General features: G+C 65.7%; 12 protein-coding genes and 3 pseudogenes. 10 read left to right on the plus strand and 5 right to left on the minus strand.

What is annotated here, in order from left to right:
• The first annotated feature begins 167 nt into the window (after positions 1-167).
• Together ACTVZP_RS17050 and ACTVZP_RS17055 are read left to right on the plus strand one after the other, a co-directional pair.
• Positions 168-3,071, plus strand: coding sequence for a DNA primase small subunit domain-containing protein (locus ACTVZP_RS17050; RefSeq protein WP_443213368.1), 2,904 nt, complete (start codon positions 168-170; stop codon positions 3,069-3,071).
• 371 nt (positions 3,072-3,442) lie between these two features.
• Complete coding sequence (locus ACTVZP_RS17055) at positions 3,443-4,210, plus strand: hypothetical protein (protein WP_443213369.1); 768 nt, start codon at positions 3,443-3,445, stop codon at positions 4,208-4,210.
• Positions 4,211-4,652: 442 nt separating this feature from the next.
• Here the strand turns inward: ACTVZP_RS17055 and ACTVZP_RS17060 are convergent, their stop codons facing one another.
• Both ACTVZP_RS17060 and ACTVZP_RS17065 read right to left on the minus strand, forming a co-directional pair.
• Complete coding sequence (locus tag ACTVZP_RS17060) at positions 4,653-5,033, minus strand: hypothetical protein (protein ID WP_443213370.1); 381 nt, start codon at positions 5,031-5,033, stop codon at positions 4,653-4,655.
• 1 nt (position 5,034) lies between these two features.
• Complete coding sequence (locus ACTVZP_RS17065; RefSeq protein ID WP_443213371.1) at positions 5,035-5,790, minus strand: hypothetical protein; 756 nt, start codon at positions 5,788-5,790, stop codon at positions 5,035-5,037.
• Between the two features lie 880 nt (positions 5,791-6,670).
• On the opposite strand from ACTVZP_RS17065, the gene ACTVZP_RS17070 reads away from it, so the two are divergent.
• From ACTVZP_RS17070 to ACTVZP_RS17095, 6 genes and pseudogenes are all read left to right on the plus strand, one after another.
• Positions 6,671-7,957, plus strand: coding sequence for a hypothetical protein (locus ACTVZP_RS17070; RefSeq protein ID WP_443213372.1), 1,287 nt, complete (start codon positions 6,671-6,673; stop codon positions 7,955-7,957).
• A gap of 63 nt (positions 7,958-8,020) precedes the next feature.
• A pseudogene (locus ACTVZP_RS17075) lies at positions 8,021-8,148 on the plus strand (ATP-binding protein); the annotation flags it as partial.
• Between the two features lie 274 nt (positions 8,149-8,422).
• The gene (locus ACTVZP_RS17080) at positions 8,423-9,310 is read left to right on the plus strand and encodes a viral aspartic protease (RefSeq protein WP_443213373.1); all 888 of its coding nucleotides are present in this window, start codon (positions 8,423-8,425) and stop codon (positions 9,308-9,310) included.
• A complete protein-coding gene (locus ACTVZP_RS17085) occupies positions 9,310-10,404 on the plus strand; it encodes a lipocalin (protein ID WP_443213374.1) in 1,095 nt (364 codons plus the stop codon). Before ACTVZP_RS17080 ends, ACTVZP_RS17085 begins: the two co-directional genes overlap by 1 nt.
• Before the next feature lie 239 nt (positions 10,405-10,643).
• Positions 10,644-11,572, plus strand: a pseudogene (locus ACTVZP_RS17090) (IS5 family transposase).
• A gap of 126 nt (positions 11,573-11,698) precedes the next feature.
• Positions 11,699-12,022 carry an H-NS histone family protein gene (locus ACTVZP_RS17095; protein ID WP_443213375.1) on the plus strand — a complete coding sequence of 108 codons (324 nt, stop codon included), beginning with the start codon at positions 11,699-11,701 and terminating at the stop codon, positions 12,020-12,022.
• 42 nt (positions 12,023-12,064) lie between these two features.
• On the opposite strand, the pseudogene ACTVZP_RS17100 reads toward ACTVZP_RS17095, so the two are convergent.
• Positions 12,065-12,576: pseudogene (locus ACTVZP_RS17100) on the minus strand (IS256 family transposase); the annotation flags it as partial.
• Between the two features lie 732 nt (positions 12,577-13,308).
• Here ACTVZP_RS17100 and ACTVZP_RS17105 point away from each other — a divergent pair.
• Positions 13,309-14,736 carry a mannose-1-phosphate guanylyltransferase/mannose-6-phosphate isomerase gene (locus ACTVZP_RS17105; RefSeq protein ID WP_443213376.1) on the plus strand — a complete coding sequence of 476 codons (1,428 nt, stop codon included), beginning with the start codon at positions 13,309-13,311 and terminating at the stop codon, positions 14,734-14,736.
• A gap of 800 nt (positions 14,737-15,536) precedes the next feature.
• Positions 15,537-16,415, plus strand: coding sequence for a 3-deoxy-8-phosphooctulonate synthase (kdsA, locus tag ACTVZP_RS17110; protein WP_443213377.1), 879 nt, complete (start codon positions 15,537-15,539; stop codon positions 16,413-16,415).
• Between the two features lie 545 nt (positions 16,416-16,960).
• Here kdsA and ACTVZP_RS17115 read toward each other — a convergent pair.
• Together ACTVZP_RS17115 and ACTVZP_RS17120 are read right to left on the minus strand one after the other, a co-directional pair.
• Positions 16,961-19,366 (minus strand): sensor histidine kinase, encoded by a 2,406-nt coding sequence (locus ACTVZP_RS17115; RefSeq protein WP_443213378.1) that lies wholly within the window; start codon positions 19,364-19,366, stop codon positions 16,961-16,963.
• Complete coding sequence (locus ACTVZP_RS17120; RefSeq protein ID WP_443213379.1) at positions 19,347-20,021, minus strand: response regulator transcription factor; 675 nt, start codon at positions 20,019-20,021, stop codon at positions 19,347-19,349. The genes ACTVZP_RS17115 and ACTVZP_RS17120 overlap by 20 nt, the downstream gene beginning before the upstream one ends.
• Between the last annotated feature and the right edge of the window lie 149 nt (positions 20,022-20,170).

Genomic DNA, 20,170 nt, shown 5'->3' on the forward strand with positions numbered 1-20,170 from the left:
AAAGGAGCGGATTTCAAAGCGGCAAACCGGCTTTCAGCCCCGCGTGGCGCGCGCCCCAGCACATCTGCTCTCGCAAATCAAGCCTCTCTGTCCCGTCACTGACGGGGGCGAAGCGTTTCCGGATCCCGGCGAGCGTCCGGCGACCAATCGCAGAGATCGAGGACGGGATGTTCCAAGTAACGACACTGACGGCGACCCAGCCGACCGAACAGGCAAAACGGTTCGAGCGCGAGGAGAACAAGCTCAGGAAGACCACCTGCGCCGCCCTGGTCCGGGGCCGCATCGAGACGATCACGCTCAAGCGTCCCGAAGATCTGATCCCGATCCTCTCGGGGCTGACGACGGCGCAGTCCCTCGTCCTCGGTGTGCCCTGCGACGAGAGCGCCACCCGGATCGTCACCCGCAAGATGATGCTGACCCAGGGCCGCCCGGGCTCCATCGCCCGCACCACCGAGGCCTTCCACTACGCGGCTGCCGGGGGCTTCCTGCTGATCGACCACGACGGGCTGCCCGATGGGCGCTGCCTCACGCGCGAGGAGCTGCTCGAGCTGCTCTACGAGGCGGTGCCCGAACTCCGGCGCGTGAAGATCATCGTGCTCCCCTCCTCCTCCTCGCACATCTGCCGCACCGACACGGGGGAAGACCTGACCGGATCCCGCGGCCTCCATCTCTACATCCCGCTGCTCGATGCCCGCGACATCCCGCGGGTGGGGATGATCCTCACCCTCCGGCTCTGGCTCGCGCGCCATGGTCATGTCCGTGTGGCGCGCAACGGCAACCGGCTCCTGCGCTGCCCCGTCGACACCTCGGTCTGGCAGCCGAACCGGATCGTCTTCGCGGCAGGGGCGATCTGCGGGCCAGGGCTCGAGCAGCGCCGCGGCGATCCGGTGCTGGTCAATCCGGAAGGTGCGGACGCCTGGGACAGCCGGGCGACGCTGCCCGACCCCGATGCGGCCACGGAGGAACTGGTCAAGGCGGCGCAGGAGCATGCCCGCGCCGGGGCCCGGCAGGCCGCGGAGGAGGCGCGCGAGACCTGGCTTGCAACGGAACGCCCGGCCCTGCTGCGCGAGCTCGGGGCGGATCCCGCCGCCCGCGAGGAGGAGGAGGCGCTGATCCGGGCGGTCGAGAAGCACATCCTCGGTCCCGAGCTCGTCCTCTTCGTGAAGCGCTCCGGCGAACCGAAGTTCTCGCCGGTCCCGGTCGCGGCGGTCCTTGCCGATCGCATCGGCTATCACCGCGCGATCACCCTCGATCCGGTCGAGCCCGACTACAATGGCCAGGCCGCCGTGGGATGCCTGTTTCTCGATGGCCGGACGCCGGTCCTGCATTCGATGGCGCATGGCGGGGCGACCTACCGGCTCGAGGCCGCCCTCCAGATCATCGAGGTCCATGCCGGCCAGATGCGGAAGGCCACCGAGGCCGTCCTCGCCTGCATGCGGGCCGACGGCCGCTTCTTCGATTATGGCAGCGCCCTCGTCACCGTCCATGCCGGCCGGCTGCAGGTCATCGACGAACACATGCTCGAGCTCATGCTCGGCGACCTGCGCTTCCTGAAGCCGGACCCCCGGGGCCAGCTGAAGCCGATCGATCCGCCCGTGCGCCTGCTGCGGCAGATCCTGAGCCTCGGCACGCAGCGCAGGCTCAATCCGCTCGTCGCCGTCCTCGACCGCCCGATCCTGAACGCCGGGGGCAAGCTCCTCGACCGGCCGGGCTATCACGCCGCGGAAGGGCTCTATCTCGATTTCGCGGCCGAGGACTGGCCGGCGATCCCCGAGACCCTCTCCGAGGAGGAGGCCCGGGCGGCGCTCGACGTCGTCTGGACCCCGTTCCGGCAGTATCCCCTCGTCGATGCCGCCTCGCGCGGCGCCCTTCTCGCAGGGATCCTGACGGCCATCCTGCGGCCGGTCCTGTGGACCGCGCCGATGTTCGTGAGCGACGCCCCGGTCATGGGAACCGGCAAGACCTCCGCGATGGAGACGGTGGCCAGCATCGGGGCCGGGCGGGCGGTCAGTGTCAGTGCGCCGATGCCGGAGAGCGATCCCGCCGAGATGCGCAAGCTCCTGACCAGCGCCGCGCTCGGATCCGAGGGAAGCCTCATCTTCGACAACTGCACCGGCGCCCTGTCCTCGGCGCCGCTGAGCGCCTTCCTGACCTCCGAGGCCTGGTCGGACCGGCTGCTCGGCGCCAACATCCTGCGCGACGGACTCCCCACCCGGATCCTCGTCGGCGCCACCGGCACCAACATCGCGCTCGACGGCGAGCTGCAGCGCCGGGCGCTGTGCTGGCGCCTCGACGCCCGGGCCGAGCAGCCCGGCGAGAGGCGCTTCGAGTTCTGCCCGAAGGAGCTCGCGCTCCGGATGCACAAGGACATCGTCTGCGCGGCCCTCGCCCTCCTGCGGGCAGCCCTGGCGGCGGACCTCCCGGCGCCGCCCTTCCGCTTCGCCTCCTTCACCGCCTGGGACCGGCTCGTGCGCACCGCCGTGCGTCATGCCGAGGCGCTCTCGGGCGGGCACTTCGCCGACCCGGTGCCCGGAACGGTGCGTGCGCTGCGCGAGACCGACGACGCGATCCACCTTCACGACCTCCTCTGCGCCCTCCGGGAGTCCTTCGAGGCGCTCCCCTTCTCGGCACGGGATCTCCACGAAAGGGTGGAGACCAGCCCTGCCGGTCCTCTCGCCGACCTGATCGCCGGCCTCACCCAGCGCTCCGAACGGCTCTCCTCGAAGAGCATCGGCCGCTACCTGAGCCAGTACTGCGACCGGCCCTGCGGCGACCTCGTGCTCCGCGCCCGCCGCGGCGGCAAGGCACTGACCTTCGTCGTGGCGGAGTGGGTCCCGCCGGCGGCGCCTCCGGAGCCGGCCCCGCCCGCAGCCTCGGCCGAGCCCCCCCTGCCCCAGGACATCCTCGGGCTCGAGTTCACCTCGGAGGGCGAGCGCTTCCGGGCCATCGCCCTCGATCGCGGCCAGCCCCTCCCGGTCCTCGCCTGCTCCATCGCCCGGGGCACGAGCCGGCGCTTCCCCGAAACGGCGCTCCGCGAGGCTCTCGCGGAGACCCGCGACCAGGCGGCGTGATCGCCCCCGGCCGACCCGGTGCGATCCTGCGCCCGCCCTGGCGGGATCGGGACAGGCGGCTCGGGGAGGAGGATCCGTGCCGGCGACCGGATCCTCCGGTAGATGCCCGGACGAGCCGAAGCCGCCCCGATGGCAGGCAGCTGACCGGCTTGTCCGCCGTGGGCCGGCCGCGCAAGCCAGGGCCGCGCGCGCCTTGAGGGCGCACCCTCCTGTCAGCTGCGGTCGGGCCTGCGATGCGGGGTGCCGGAAAGGCGGAAACGAAGCGCCATCAGGCGTAAAGGGCAGTGACCATCCGGCGAATGAGCCCGCCCTTGATCGGAAAAGGCTGTCGGGCAATCCTGATGTCGCGACCGATTTGCAAGGAATTCCTCATGTTCATCGACGATTTCAGGACGAATGACCTGGTCTATTTCAACGACGACTTCGGCATTGCCATCGACATCGACCGCAGGCGGCTGCTGATCTTCGAGAAGAACGTCCTTCAGAGGGAAAGGTCAGGCTGGGCGCATGAGGACATGCCGCTGTCGGACTTCCTGGGAGCAAGGGAACAGGTGATGGAAGCCGGGCGCTTCCTGTCCGGCGGAACCCGTCATGTCGGCCTGACCGGCGCCGCGGAAGCCATCGGCGGCGGCCTTGCGGCCTCCGTGGAGAATGCGCGCGCCAGGGCCAGGGCCCGGGAGGAAACCGGCATCGAGTTGCAGTTCCGCTCGGTGTCCCGACCCATCCTGTTTCTCAAGGTGGAGTTTGCCGACGTCAGGGCCAGGTTGTTCGAAGCGCTGCGCCAGGTTCTGGAAGACGGCGAGATGAAGGAGGCCTACCGCGTGATCCCGAAAGCCGTGGACAGGGCCTACCACAGGCCCACCCAGACGGAGATGGCCGAAGGAGAGGCCGCAAACCTGCGGTGGATCGACCTCCCCGCCGCCGCATTCCTGGCCCTGCTCTTCGTGGCCGTGCTCTACACCTTCGCGGAAGCGGCATTGCCACCCTGGCTGCACACCGACACGAGCCTGGTTCTCTTCCACGTCCCGCTCGGACTTCTTCTCTCTTACCTCGCCCTCCGGAGGATCAAGCGAAGCCTCCATCGCTGGCGGCATCGCAGATCCGCCGCGCCGGAGCGAGACCTGCCCCGGCGGCGGTGATTGCCGTCACCGGGACGGTCTTCCCGTTTCCCTCCGGGTCCGACCGCGTGGGGGAGACGCGGGCATGGGGATATAGCCTTCGAATTCTGCCGCTGGGGTGGACAGTCCGAACCTCGCCGCCGCGCAGGGTGTGGCGGTGTGGCCTGTGGAAGAGGGAGATGTCATTCCGGGATCAGGATCCGCGAGCGTCACAAGCGCGGTCCTGCCTGTCCGGGAAACCGTGCGCGCTGGCCGGCACGACCCTATCCAGGCCAGTCCGACGACCAGGCAGCCCCCAAGGCTCTTACTCCCCTTCGAGTCGGGGGCTGCCGCTCGCCATCGGGCCAATCCGGAAGCGGAAAGGCCGGCGATCCCGAAACCGCAGACAGGTACCTGTCCTGCGGTCGCGCGCAGGGCAGGCCTGCCCTCATGAGGCCGGATGACCTGCCGGCACGCCCGGCCCTCAGGACGAGAGCCTGGCGATGAGGCTGCGGATCGCCTCCGTCCCCCCGGTCAGCGTGGCGATCCGGTTCAACAGCCCGAGCGCCATCGTCCGCTCCTCGGCCGTCATCGGGGGCAGGCCCCCCGCGGCATCCACCTGTGCCGCATAGTCATCGAGGACGGCCGCCACCGCCGCGATCGCCTCCGGACTTCCCGGCTCGGCAGAAGCCAGGGCGGCGGCCAGCTGGGGGGTGCTCACGAGGGTCGAGACGATCCCGATCTGCGGGAGCGTCGGGGTGACGTCCAGGAGCGGCTCGGGCGGGGCAGTCACCACCCGGTCGCCCGCCCAGCCGGCGGCCGGGACGAGCGCGAGAATAAGCGCGGCTGCGGTCAGTTTCAGCATGTCATCCTCCGAAGGCGTTCCTGAGCGCGAAGGACAGCGAGAGCGTCGTGCGCCGGCTGTCCTCCTCGTCGAACACGTCATTGCAGGTCAGCGCGAGCGAGACCCCCTTCACGCCCGGGACCTTCACGCCCAGGCCGATGTTGGCATAGTCGCCGCTGTAGGAAATGCTGGCGCCGAAATGCTCGGTCAGCCCGAGACCGAAGCCCGCGATGAGGCCGGGATCGTCGTCGCGTGCATGCGATCCGACGCCCAGCGTCACCATGTAGGGCTTGCCCCAGCTGCCGCCGAGGTAGCCGAATTTCGTCAGCGCCACGGTGGTCTCGACGGAATTGTCCGACGCGTCCCCCCAGGTCGCGACATTGTCGAACCCGATCGCGGCATGGAGATTAAGGTCCGGATCGCCGAGCCTGTGGCCGAACTTGAGCGACAGGAAGCCCGAGTCGCCGAAATCGCGGTCCTCCACCGAAGTCACGTTCAGGCTGGCCTGCATGCCGATCCCGGTGGCGGCATCGCCGAAGCCCGCGCCGAAGCTCAGCGAGCCATCGACATGGTTGCTGCCCGTGTCCTCGCGCTTGTCCGACCCGGAGATCGACCCGAAGAGGGTTCCTCCCGGGGCGACAGTGCCCGAGCCGATGCCCTGCATGGTCACGTTCGCCGACGGGCGCGAGGCAAGGTCGAGGGCCTGGAGAAGCCCCAGAAGGTCCTGCTGCGAGCCTTGGGCGAGGGCGGCGGACGGCAGAAGAGCCGCGGCCGCCACAAGCGCCCATCCTCGCAGGCTTCCGACTGATACTGTTTCTGCCACCGTGTCACTCCTAGGGGTTGAGGGGGTCATGCGCGGCCTCCATCGCGGACCCGCCGATCTGCAGCCGGTCCGATCGTGCCGGCATCCGGGCGATCGTCGGATAAAATGCCGCAAGGACGGTCAAATCGAAGAACCCCCGCTTCGGGTTTCATGCACACTCCCCGCCAATGAACACGGCTCGCCTGCCCGTTTCTACCCGGCCGGAAGATATCGCCACCCTCGGGGATCACGCCTTCGGCGCCGTGAAGTATCGAGGAGACCGGAGCGGATATGTGATCCGGTCAGGAAAACCATGCTCTCCTGCGCGCCTGCCGCCGACAGCCCGTTCGCAAGGAGAATGGAGGCTCGGGAGCCCGATCCCGGGATGTATCGAAAGATCGTGGCTCCGGCGCCCCGGGGACCGCAGAAGGCCTTGACGCCGATCAACAGCCTCCGATGCATGGCGCATCGTGACGACGGGCGCCAGCACCCTGCGCCCTCCTGTCGCGCCGTCGCCATCGCGCAAACCTGACCGAACCTTGCCTGCGGCATCGATCCCGCCCGACAAGCCGTCGCCGACCGGGGATGACGTATCAAACCGAGCGCCCGAACTCAGCTTTGTCCTACTGAACTCCGAAGACTTTCGCTGCCCCAGCTATCGCTCCGTCGGCACAACTGCGCGTAGCTCAAACACCGGCTCTGGCGTCAGCGGAATGAATGTTCAGGGTCACAACGATGGAAGCCGGCGGACAGAAAGCCGATCGAAGGGGGTAATGCCACCCTTCATCTGCCGTATTGAACTTGATCTCGCTTCATCTAAGCTTGCGCCCGATAATGATTTTCAGGGGGTCATAAGATGATACGTTGTACAGAAATTGCTAAGTTTTCAGGATCCTTCGGCTTTCTCCTCTATGCCGTCATGTCGAATTCTGCACTCGCGGAAGGGTTGGTCATGAAACGGTCTTGGGGCAATGCGCCCCAAAAGCAGGCTACCCCTGACGAAACCGGAGCGGTGTCAGGCATAACCAATGAGATTGCAGATTTCAGGGAAATCGAGGGGGAATGGGCTGGTTCGGTCCCGGGTTTCGGGGTCGGGCAGAGCACGGCCGTTCTCTCCGCAACCGATATCGGCATACAGCTTGTCCTTCGGGCCCCGGCCAAGCATTGCGAAATCATCGTGACGCCGGAGCCAGGAGTGTCCGGCGGCTTCGCCGCGTTTCTCTTCGGAATGTCGAGGAAGGAGTGCGAGATCGGGGACTTTTTCGCCAGGCGCAGCGGAGACAAGCTTCTGGTTCAGATCGAGGGGTGGAAGCAACCGGCAGAATTGACCCGGATGAACGGGCCTGCCAGCGAAGACTGGATCAGGAGCGCACCACCTGCAACCGTGCGCGGGATCGCATTGGGCGACGCCGTGGATAGCCTCAAGAACAGGGGCGACGATGGCGGCCATGTCGGGGTGTTCCATTCCTTGCGGCGCGTGTACCCTCAAAGGATCGGAATGATGGGAATATCGGACCCCTACCTCGATGCAGATGTCGCCGTTCTGGATTACCCGATGAATGTTGCTGGCGTCGAAGAAAGGATAAGCATCGATAACACGGGCATCTTTTCGATCCAGGGTCGGGTCGTCGCCCTCCTGCGCGAACATGCTCCTCCGGAGAACATCGCACCGCGCCTCGAAGCAGTCGAGGAGGCCCTTCTGGCACAGCTCGGGGAGCCTACGGTGAAGCAGAGAGGGCAATGGGCCTGGTACTTCAACACGGCAGGAGAACCCCTGCTGAAAAACAGGCGCACCCCTTGTGGCAACATGTTCGGAACAAGCTCCGAAACGAAGCGTCCGATCGGGTTTCCTTATCTTGAAATCAACACCAGTCCTGTGGAAATTTTGCGCGGTCTCAAGCCTCGTATCGAGCGAGGAAATGTTCTGGCCACGGTTGAGGCCGCAAACGGTTGCGGTTACTCGATCGTCTACACCATGACACAGACCGGAAACGGCCTTCTGGACAAGCTGAATGTCCTGGCTTTTGCCCACGAACCTGTTAGAGGGTCGATCTGGAACGATCGAGCATTCGCCATTCGCGCCAAGGTAGAACATGAAATCAACCCTAACGAGTCGTCTGCAAGCGTTACTCCGAAGCTTTGACTGCGGAGGCCATGTCCCAGAGGGGCCTAGCTTGCCGATAGCGCCGTCGGGTACCCGCGCGCTCACATCGCCACCGCCATCGGCATTCAGTTCATCGAGCATCATCGCCGAAAGGTCCGCTTCTTCTCCACCATCAAACTCGTCAACGCCCTCGAGCAGGAAAAGGCTCGGGCATAGCCGGACAGATCGCAGAGGCTTCATTCTTCAAGTTGATCGAGGCCGCCTCGAAGCGACCTGGCGCCGGCTCAAGGGTGGCAGGCTGGCCTAGTATTGTGCGCCCCGGGAATAGGTTTCGCTTGATCGGATGGCCGTCCCAACAAGAAAACCCAAAGCCCTTAAGACAGCGGCGCACCTTGCCGCGAGTGCGCCAGCCAATTATCAATTCGGCCATGCTCCTCCTCCCTTCGGACGGGCGTACATGGACTGGCCCGTCGAGGCCTTCAGGAGCGGGAAGGAGTTGCTCGCATGATGTTGACGAGTGCGCCGGGTGCGGCGGTTCGCCTGCGGTCGGAACGGCTGCGACCACTGGCTTGGACCCTGATTTGCTGCGGCCTGACTGCCTGCGGCGGGGGAAGGAGCGGCGGCACTGACGTCGAGCCGACGTTCACCGGCCGCGAGGTGGTAACCGAAGGCATCGAGCACTACGTGACCGACCACAATGGCTACAGCCGTGTCCGCATCGACCATGCCGCGACACAAGCGGATCGCGACGCGCTCGGCCAGTTCGATGATTCCAACCCGGCCACGCCAGCAGGCTATCGCAACCTGATCGAGCGCGCGGAGAACGTCTACGCCGATTCAGTCTTCATCGAGGTCATCGCCCAGATCGACAAGGACGTCGAGGGCAACGAAAAGGTCCAGAAGGTGCTGCGGCTCACCGCTGACCAAGCCCCCTTCGACAATGTCGATGGCGCCGGCAACCCGATCGGGAGCGGCAAGTACTACTTCCGCGGCAACGGCAACTTCCGGGTCTACGCCAGCGTCGATGGGGGCGAGGTCCAGACCGGTGTGGGCGATCTGGAAGCACTGGCCATCGACTTCGATACCGGCACCGCAGCCATCCACCTGCATACCGGCATCAACGAGACATCCCGGATCGAGACTGAAGTCTTGGCCGACAGTCTGACCTTCAACATCCTCACCGGCACCTACGGCGGCGCGATCACCCAGACCGCACGGGTAGGGGGCGAGACCCTGACCGCCCAAGGCCATCTGCGCGGCAGCATCAGCGGCGACGAGGCCAGTCTCACCCGGCAGAACGAGCAGATGACGACTTCGGGCGTCTTCACCGCCAATGGCGCACGGCTGAGTTCAGACGGAATTTTCTGGGGCAGCCAGCTCAACTACCGCTGATGGCCCGGACGAGGGAGACGACAGGAAGACCTTGGTCGTTCCAGCTACGCGAGACGGAACTGCTGGCGCTGGCGGTGGTGGCGGTACTCCTGCCGGGCGACGCATGCAGCCAGAGCTATGAGCTCGGACGCAGCGGCGATCTTGTCATCTCCGAGCGCCTGCGAATCCTGGCCCACGGCCAAGCGTTGGCCGAGGGGAGCAGCCCGATGGCGCGCACCTTGTCGCTGAAGGCGGACATGATTGCTCAAGGATTCTATCATAGGGGCGGGTTCGAATGGGTAATGGCCGAGGCCTCGCTCAGTCCGACGCTGGGCTGGTCACCCAACCTGAACGGCGGGATGGCCCGGTCGCGGATCGCGCTCGGCGGCGGCTGGCTCGAGATCGACCCTGTCTATGTCGCCAGATCCGGCGCCACCGCCGGGCTCCTCTTCGAGAGCGAAGCGCGCCTCGCATGGGGAGCGGGGCGATACTTGCAGGTGGAGGCTGATGGTGCCATCTCGCACGCCCTGCATGGTGGTTACGAGCGGCGCGACCGGCGGCTTCTGCTATGCAGCCGCAACCACCTGCGGAGTTGGAGCTTTCTCGACCTCTGCGTCAACCAAAGTGAGAGCGTTCGCAGCCTTAGCCATTACGAACAGCGCGAGACCATGTTCCAGTTCGCCCGGCTCTTCACCGCACCGAACAGCTATCACGAGATCCGCCTCGACCTTACCGAGCGCCGGCAGCCGGAGTACCGGCAGCCACGGACTGGGCTTGAACTGCATTCGGTCTGGCCTGGCCTCGCCACCCGCCTCGGCACAGGCTTCGGACGGGCCGTGGAGGGCCGCACCGCCGAGCGGCTCGATGTCTTCGCCGACCTGCGCTGGCGCATGGCAGGCGCGGTGACCGGGCTCTCGCTCTGGCAATCCCGAGCCAGTGGCGGACAGGTCTTTGGTATCGCCCAGAGAGATGTGAGTACCGGCGTGGCCCTCTTCCGTCAGATCACGCCCGCCTTGGATATTTCAGTGCAATATGTGCGCACCCAATCGAGTGTAGACCTCTTCGACAACCGGCAGATCGCCCTTGATCTCTCTTGGCGTTTCCGTATCCGCTAGGATCCGTCATCCCTCCTGAAGAAGCCGGATGACCGTCCCGAACGCCGCCGGGCGACGGGATGACCCGCCGCAGCCGCACTGGCCGCAGGTCCCGCTGAACGCGTATCCATCCCTGTCGCGGCCGCTGTAGAAGGTCATTCCACCAATCGACTGCTGCGTCATGTTCCAGTTTCCGGGCACTGTTGCACAAATCGCCTCAGATGATTCATCTTTTGAACCCAGCGCGATAGCTGGACGGCATGAGCAGACCGACACCCCCGACCTACAAGACCCGGAACTGGCCAAGTTACAACAAGGCGCTCAAGCGCCGCGGCTCTCTGGCGATCTGGTTCGACCCCGCCATGACCTAGGCGGCCACGCCGACCGGCAAGCGCGGCCGACAGCGTGACTACAGCGATGCCGCGATCCAGACCTGCCTGACCATGAGGGTCCTCTTCGGCATGGCGCTGCGACAAACGACCGGCTTTGTCGAGAGCCTGCTGCAGCTGGTCGGCCTGACTGGGCCGTGCCCGATTTCAGCACCCTCAGCCGTCGCCAGAAGACCCTAAAGGTGAACATGCCCTACCGAGGCTCGGACGGCCCCCTGCACTGGTGATCGACAGCACCGGGATCAAGGTCGAGGTGAAGGCGAGTGGAACGCCCGCAAGCATGGCGGCGCCAAACGCAGGATCTGGCGCAAGGTCCACATCGGGATTGACGAGAGTTCCTTGAAGATCCGGGCCGCCGAATTCACCACCAGCGACATCGGCGATGCACCCATGCTGCCCGAATTGCTCGACCAGATCCCGCCGGAACACGAAATCGCCAGCGTCACCGCCGACGGCGCCTTCGACACCCGCAAGTGCCATGACGCCATTGCGGCCCGCGGCGCCGCCGCGATCATCCCGCCCCGCAAGAACGCCAAGCCCTGAAAGCCTGACACCCCAGGTGCTGTCGCGCGCAACGAGATCCTGCGCACATCGAAGCGTGTCGGGCGGACCATCTGGCGACGATGGAGCGGCTATCACCGCCGAAGCCGCGCAGAGACTAAAATGCACTGCGCAAGCTGCTGGGCCAGCGACTGTCCGCCAAGGATTTCGACCGTCAGGTCGCCGAGTTTCAGGTCCGCGTCGCCGTCTTGAACAGCTTCACCGCCCTCGGCACGCCTGTCACAGAGGTCGCAGGATAGGCCGGTCCGCGTAAAGGGGAAGTCCGGTCATCAGCCAATTTGTGCAACAGAGCCTCCTGAAAAGACAATTTGCCAAGCCTGAGCACAAGGGTTACGGAAAAGGAAACATCGTAACAGGAGCAGCTATTGGCCGAACTTGATCTTGAGAAACTGTCGCTGAAAGAGCTCAAGGCCTTGCGCACGCAGCTCGACAAGGCCATTGCAACCTATGAGGATCGTCGGAAGAGAGAGGCGCGGGAAGAGCTCGAGGAAAAGGCACGTTCGCTTGGCTTCACCCTCGCGGAACTCATCGGCGCGCCTCTCACACGCACACGCACACGCACCGGCGCCCCGCCCAAATATGTCAATCCTTCAAATGCCGAGGAAACCTGGTCCGGGCGCGGCCGGAGACCCCGCTGGTTCGAGGAAGCGCTCGCCCAAGGTCGGTCGGCAAACGAGCTGAAGATCTGATCCTGCCCGACAGAGGCCAAGAGACCTCGACCTTCCGGGCCCGTCCCGGGAGGCATCTAGGAGGGAGCCGAGCTTGGGCTGCTTTTCCCGCAGCGCGTCGTCGGCGACGCTCCATTGCTGCTCAGCATCGGCCTTGGTCTCTTGGGCGAAGATCGTCTTCAGCATCGCGGCGACGGCCGTGCGCTGTTTGGCCGGAGCGTGTGCCAGGGCATTTCGCATCCAGTGAATCCGGCACCTCTGGTGGGTGGCGTTGAACACCCGTCGCGCCACGGCCCTTAAGCCCTTGTGTCGTCGGCGATGACCAGCCTCACCCCGCGCAGACCGCGGTTGGCCAGCGAGCGCAGGAACTCGGTCCAGAACGTCTCGGCCTCGGAGGGGCCGGTCGCGACGCCCAGCACCTCCCGCTTGCCGTCCTCGTTCGCGGCCACGGCGACTATTACGGCACGATTCACGATCCGCCCGCCCTCGCGCACCTTCACGTGGGTCGCGGCGAGCCACAAGTAAGGCCATGCGCCCTCGAGCGGTCGGGCAAGAAAAGCATTCACACACTCGTCGCGACCGAAGCTTGCGATCGCTGTATTGCAGCTCTGACGGCGTGCGTGGTCGTGGCGCTCCCGTGACGAACTTGTCCCATAGTGCTTCCTTTCATTCCTGCGAAAGGATCGCACCATCAAACCGTGGGATCAAACACCTCCAGCCTGCGTGTAAAAACGTATGGCCCGCCCCGGTTGCAAGCGGCGATTGAATGACAGCGTGGTCAGTCTGCACAAACGTATCCGGCATGTCGGCTCGGTGGCCGCTGCCAAGATGGAGATCCGCGCGTCCCGCTCCTCATAAAGGGGCCGGCCTCGGAGGGCCTCGCCCTCGGCCCAATAATATCTCTTCGCTGCACTTGCCCGGCATTGCCGGGCCGGGCAAAGCATCAATGTCCTCCGGCCCGGAAAGGCGGCCCACCCTCGGTGATGACATTGGTCATCACACCCTGAGCTGGATGTCGACGATTACAGTAAGTGGCGTTGATAATAGGTGGGGTAGCTCTTGGATATGACGAAGAAAGTATCGATCATCGGCGGGGACTTGGCCAAGCAGGTCTTCCAAGTCACGGCGTGACAGCCGAAGACGACGTTACGCCTCGTGGAGCGGGCACGGTCGAGGATCTGAAGGCCGGGTGAGCAATCGGTCGGGTAAAAGCGATCCATCCTGTTCTCCGCCACGGCGGAAGCCGTTTCCGAAGACCCCGGTTTGGCCTAAGCTGAGGCGGATCATTTTGACCCGGAGTGCATTTCATGACGTCCATCGTTCCAGTCCTGCTCTGCGGAGGATCCGGCACCCGGCTGTGGCCGCTCTCGCGGAAGAGCTATCCCAAGCAGTTCGCCGCCCTCACCGGGGGCCGCACCCTGTTCCAGGCCGCGGCCGAGCGGGTCTCGGGCGCAGGCTTCACCCGTCCGGTCGTCGTCACGAATTCCGACTTCCGCTTCATCGTGACCGAGCAGCTGCAGGAGGCGGGGATCGATCCTGGTGTGGTGCTGATCGAGCCCGCGGCGCGCAACACGGCGCCCGCGATCCTCGCTGCGGCCCTCCATGTAGCGGCGCGCGATTCCGAAGCTCTGATGCTCGTCTGCCCCACGGACCATGTGGTGCCCGACGGGGCCGCCTTCTGCGCCGCAGTCAAGGCGGGGGCGGCTGCGGCCGAGACGGGCGATCTCGTAACCTTCGGCATCCGGCCGACTCGGCCCGAGACGGGATACGGCTGGCTCGAACTGTCCGACCTGCCGCCCGAGGGCAGCCTCACGCCCCTGCCTCTGACTCGTTTCGTCGAGAAGCCAGACCTCAGAACTGCGGAGCAAATGTGCGCGGCAGGCACCTACTTCTGGAACGCAGGGATCTTCCTCTTCCGGGTTTGCACCATCATTGAGGCCTTTAGGGCCCATGTGCCGGGTCTCCTCGATCCGGTACGCCGCGCGGTCGAGGCGGCCGAGCCGGACCTTGGCTTCCTGCGCCTTGCCCCCGGACCCTGGAGCGAGGCCGAGGAGATCTCGATCGACTATGCCGTGATGGAGCGTGCTACCAACCGAGCTGTTGTACCCTTCGCAGGGCACTGGTCGGACCTCGGCGACTGGGAGGCGGTACGACGCGAGCTTGGCCCGGACGGGGCGGGCAACGCGCTTTCCGGGGCGGCCACCGCGATCCGCTGCGAGGGCAGCCTGCTGCGCTCCGAGGCGCCGGGACTTGAGGTGGTGGGGATCGGGCTCCGAGACATTGTGGCCGTGGCCATGCCCGATGCGGTACTAGTAGCGCATCGCGACTGCGCGCAGGAGGTGAAGGAGGCGGTGGCGGCGATGAAGGCCAAGGGCGCGGAACAGGCAGATTGCTTCCCGCTCGACCACCGGCCTTGGGGCTGGTTCGAAACTCTGGTCTTGGGCGACCGCTTCCGGGTAAAGCGGATCATGGTGAAGCCCGGCGGCGTGCTCTCGCTGCAGAGCCATCACCACCGGGCCGAACACTGGATCGTGGTGGCGGGCACGGCCCGTGTGACGGTGGACGGGGAGGTGCGGCTGGTGACCGAGAACCAGTCGATCTACGTACCCTTAGGCTCAGTCCATCGGATGGAGAACCCCGGCAAGGTACCAATGGTACTCATCGAGGTCCAGACCGGCGCCTATCTCGGCGAAGACGACATCCTGCGTTACGAGGACGCCTACGCGCGCGGCTGACCATCGGCAGCCCCGTCGTGGACTTTCGCGTCACTGGAGTTGCTTTTGTTGCCCTAGATTTCTGTCAGGATCCGGTCGCGCCGTGATCTTGGGGCAGACGAGGAGCTCTCTGCCTCGCAGCGCACAGGTCTTAATGTCCGACAGTCACTCAAGGACTACACGAGTTGCGGCCGGCGCCCGCGGGTGCAGCACCGACAGATCCGTCGAGCCAGAGCACGAGCTCTTGGACGGCAGAAAATCCAGTCAGTGGCTCCGGATGCGCTCGACCCGGAGCGACAGCCAGATAGAAGTCTTGACCCCGCGCCGGCTGCGCCACTTGCCGAGTGCCACCTGTCGTGCCGGGACATTGGGCAGCTGATCCAGCCTGGCTCGAACCGGATTCGCCTGAGTGGCCGGTAAAATGGGGGCAACTCAGACTAGTTGCGGCAAGTGGATTGAACGAGGCTTCCGTCCCCCGGCATGGATGTTCATGAACTCATCCACATTGATCGAGATCGCGATCTCCGCCTCGCATTAGGCCGCAGGCGATGCAGCCAGGTCAGCGCCGCCGGCTGGAAGCAGCTCGAATCCGTAGCAACAGCCGGGTTTGGCAGGTGGATCACCTCCTCCCGGTCCGCTAGCCGGTCGAGCAGCCGATCTGTGCCATCCGCACAGTCGCTCGTGAACACCACAACGTCGGTTAATCTGGTCGCCCAGTACCGAGCCAAGCCTTAAAGGAAATAGGCACGCTTCGCGCGTGCTGTTTGAACCCCCTGGCGCCTTGGCATAAGGGTGGGCCAACAGCGCGGGGAGAGACGGCCATGACAGAGACGCCCACCACCATCGTGACCATCGGCGACATCGCCATCGGAGGAGCAAACCCGATCGCGCTGATCACCGGACCCTGCCAACTCGAGAGCCTAGATCATGCCCGCATGATGGCGGAGCGCATCGCCAAAGCCTGCGTGCCCACCAGCACGAAGTTCATCTTCAAAGCCAGCTACGACAAGGCCAACCGCTCCTCGATCGGGACGGCTCGGGGCTTGGGGATGGAGAAGGGACTTGAGATCCTTGGAACCATCCGCGAGGAATTTGGCGTGCCGGTGTTGACCGATGTCCACGAGCCCGACCATTGCGCGAAGGCTGCCGAGGTCTGCGATGTCCTCCAGATCCCCGCCTTTCTCTGTCGGCAGACCGATCTGCTGCTGGCAGCGGGCGAGACGGGAAAGGCGATTAACGTCAAGAAGGGCCAGTTCCTTGCGCCTTGGGACATGAAAAATGTGGCCGAGAAGGTGGTCTCGACCGGCAATACCCGCATCATGCTCTGCGAGCGGGGGACCTCCTTCGGCTACAACACGCTGGTGACCGATTTCCGCGGCCTGCCGACCATGGCCGCGACCGGCTGGCCGGTGGTCTTCGATGCGACCCATTCGGTGCAGCAGCCGGGAGGTCTCGGCGGCTCATCAGGTGGGCAGCGCGAATTCGCCCCGGTGCTCGCGCGGGCGGCCTGCGCGGTGGGGGTCTCGGCGCTCTTCATCGAAACGCACGAGGATCCGGACCGCGCCCCTTCAGACGGACCGAACATGATCCCGGTGGACCGGATGGAGCGGCTCATCGCTGATCTGCGAGCTTTCGACGCGCTGACCAAGTCCCTGCCGCTGGGAGAGGCCGAGGACGCGTCCAGCCTGATGGCACCATAAGAGGCGGTGGCGAGAGCATGTGCCGCCTGCAACCGTCTGCGCAGGCGGAAGCCCGTTAAAAGAACACCACGTCGAAGAACATTGGACCTTGGCGGGCTTGACACCCCTGCAACCAGTTGGGCGCGCGCAACATCTCGAGCGGGATCACGAGGGCAAGGTGACCGCGCTTCTCCCTGTGAGTATCGTTGCCCACAGCGGCCATTGCCCTGCGCGAGGCGATTGTGGCGGTGAGAAAGGGCGGTCACGTGGCATGGCCGGAACGAGGTCCGCATCTCGTGACGGGTTCTGGTTGAAGGATATTGGAACGGGCCACCGTGTGGGTGTTTCAGATCATTCATCCATCGGGCATTGCTTCGACCCGCGCGAGTGCCAACGGGCGAGATCCCAATGTTGCTTGCGCCCATCATCAGGCCAGCGCGCACCGTTCCGAAATAGTGGACTTCATCGCCCCGTCCGCAACCTCCCCGAGCCACTTGAGCGGCCGAAGGATGCGGCAATATCTGTTCGCTCCACAAGTCTGACGCGGACTCATCCCGAAAGACAGTTTACGGCGACGGTCGCAGCGCAGCCTCCCAGCTCGAGAGGAACCGTGCGCGCTTCAGCCTGTCGAGATAGGTCAGAAGACCAGGTCCGAGGCGGATCGGCAGAAAGGCGCCCTCGTGCTGCCGGATCGTGCGCAGCGCCGGTGTCTCCAAGGTCCCGACCGGCAGGATCGGCAGCAGCCGCGAGCCCGTTACAATCAGGCGCTGCCCCTTATCGGACAGCAGGAACGTCAGGAAGCGGGCGCCGAGTTCGGGATTGGCGGCCGTTCTGGGCACGAACGCCGTCCGCGTCATGACGAGGTTGTAATCGTCCAGCAGGTGGACGCCGACGCCCGGCGTCTCTTCCGTCAGCGCATAGGATCCGATGACGTTCAGCGCCATCGCGAGATCGCCCCGCGCCGTCGCCGCAATCATCTCGGAGGTGCAGCAGAAGGTACGCGCCCCGGCCCGGCCCAGGGTCTCGTTCATGCGGGCCGCGTCGAGACCGAACTCCGCCTCCTGCGTCGCGTAGAGGTATCCGATGCCCGAGTAGCTCAGGTCGTAGACGCCGATGCGGCCGCGCAGCTCGTCCTCCCGTGCCCGGATGAAGCTGGCAAGCTCCTGATGGGTGGCAGGTAGGTCGTCCGCAGCGAACGTGGCTCTGCTGTAGATGATGGCGGCGGGCTCGAACGTGAAGCCGAAGAGCTCCGACCGCCAGCTGGCCCAAGGGGGCAGGCGACCCGCCTCGGGCAGGTCGAGCGGGATTGCCAAACCTCGGTTCACCAGATCCACCTGCAGGTCCATCGCCGGGCTGATGACGAGATCGGCAGCGAGGCTCCCTTCCAGCACCCCGTCGTAGAGGGCGGTGGTCTGGAACTCGTCATAGGCGACCGTCACGCCCGGATGCAGCCTTTCGAACGCGGCGATGAGCGGGGCGACGGCGATCCGGTCGGTGGCGCTGGAGATGCGGAGCATTTCGGCGGCCGCAGGCGCTGCGCCCGCCCCGAGCCAGAGCATGACCATCAGCGTCACCAGCCGCGGAAAGGTCAGGATTGCCTTCAATCCGCCGCGCCGCGATGTCTCGAGCCGGAGCGAGGCGCGGTGGCCTTCGGCGACAGCCTTCACGATGGCAAGCCCGAGACCCGATCCGGCCGAGACGCGGGCAATGGAGGTGAACCGTTCGAGCGCCCGCGGCCGATCGGCCTCGGGAATGCCGGGTCCGGCGTCGGAGACGCTGAGGAGGATGGCGTCGGACCCCTCTCGTCGCAGGTCGATGTCGATCAGGTTGTCGGGCGGACCATGGCGGAGCGCATTCTCGATCAGGTTGCGAATCGCTTCCCGCAGGGAGACCTCGTCGCCAAGGATCACGTCACCCCCTTCCGCAAAGTCGTCAACGTCGAAAGTGAAGGTCGTCCCGCGCACCCGCGTGTCCCGCAGCATCTCGGCCAGCAGATCGCGGACGAGCGGGGTCATAGCGACCGGATGCAGACTCGCCTCGTCGGATCGGTGGATCACCATCGCATGCGCCAGCAGCTGGTTGGTCAAGCGAACCACGCGCTCCGCCTGCCGCTCGGCCTTCACCAGCCGCGTGTGCATGCCTTGGAAGTCGCGCGCATCGGTGGCGAGCGACAGCTGGCCCTGAAGGGCCGAAAGCGAGGTTCGGGTCTGATGGGCGACATCGGCGATGAAGCTCTCGGTCAGCGCACGGCTGTCGCGCGCGCGGGCGATGAAGCCGTTGATCGAGCCGATCAGCCCCTCGATCTCGACCGGCGGCAGGCCCCTCAGTTCCGACATGTCGCGAGGGTGGCGCGCCTTCAGTTCGGCCTCGACCTGGACGAGCGGCTTCAACGCCTGCGAGATCGCGAGCCAGACGAAGCCGAGCCCGATCACCGAGACCAGGACCACCCCGGCCATGCCCGTCAAGAAAAGCGACAGCAACTGGTCGAGCCTTGCCTCGCGCGTCTGACCCACCTGCACCTCGACCCAAGTCCGACCCCCCGGCGAAGTCAGCATCCTGCCCTGCACCGCGAAGCGCATCGCATCGCCATCGTAGCGGGCATCGTAGAACACCGCGCGATCCGAAGGCTCGAACGAGGCAGGCAGCGGCAGGTCGGGCGTTCCGGTGATCTCGCCATAGGCCGGCGAGAACACCCGGTAGACCACGCGCTCGCGTGGCGCGAGCGCGAGGATTTCCATCGCGACGGGCGGCAGATCCACCGTCGGACCGGAGGGCCCCGGCGCCGTGCGATCGAGAATAGTGCGGACAGCCCCATGCAGCAGCAGGTCGTAGCTGTCGTCCGCGGCGCGCCCGGCATAGGTCCAGAGCAGGGCGGAGTTGACGCAGAGCAGCACAAGGAAGCCGGTGGCGATGAGCGCCAGCATCCGGCGCCGGATCGAGTGGCCCCGGCGCTCAGTCCTCGTCCGTGACATAGGCCATGTATCCCAGCCCCCGCGTCGTCTTGACCGCCAGCGACGACCCCTCGATCTTGCGGCGCAGGCGGGTGACGATCTGCTCGACCGCGTTCAGGCTCGGCGCCTCCTGGAAGGTGTAGAGCTTGTCGGCCACCTCCTCCTTGGTCAGCATCCGACCGAGGTTGTCGATCAGGATCTCCAGCAGCTGGATCTCCCGCGCGCGCAGGTCGAGGTCGACTCCCTCGAGCCGTGCCAGCCGCGCCGCCCTGTCGAAGCTGAGCGAGCCGGCCGTGAAGACATTGCTCGCGCTGCCCGAGCGGCGACGCGCCAGCACGCGGCACCGGGCGGAAAGCTCCCGGAAGTCGAAGGGCTTCACCATGTAGTCGTCGGCGCCGGCATCCAGCCCGACCACGCGGTCGTCGATCTCGCTCCGCGCCGTCAGGATCAGGACCGGCGTCTCGTCGCCCCGGGCGCGCAGCGAGCGCAGCACCTCGTAGCCGCTGCGGCCGGGCAGGTTCACGTCGAGAAGGACGATGTCGAAGCGGGCGTGGCGCAGCAGCGCGTTCGCCTCCTCGCCATCGGTCTCGCAGTCCACCACATGGCCTTCGGCGCGCAGGCGATCGAGGATCGTCTCCGCCAGATCGTCATTGTCCTCGACCAGAAGCATCCGCATGGCCGCGATCCTACGCGCGCCGCCCATGTCGCGGAAGTGCAGAGGCCACAGGGAAGGCGCAGGTCAGCGTCCTGTCAGCCCCGTATCAGCCAGACGACAAGAGCGCGGCGCAATCTTGCGGCAGCCGCCCGGTCGTGGAGGAACGATTC

Origin of the sequence: Rhodobacter sp. NSM (assembly GCF_052244495.1) — a bacterium.
Lineage (GTDB): Bacteria > Pseudomonadota > Alphaproteobacteria > Rhodobacterales > Rhodobacteraceae > Cereibacter_A.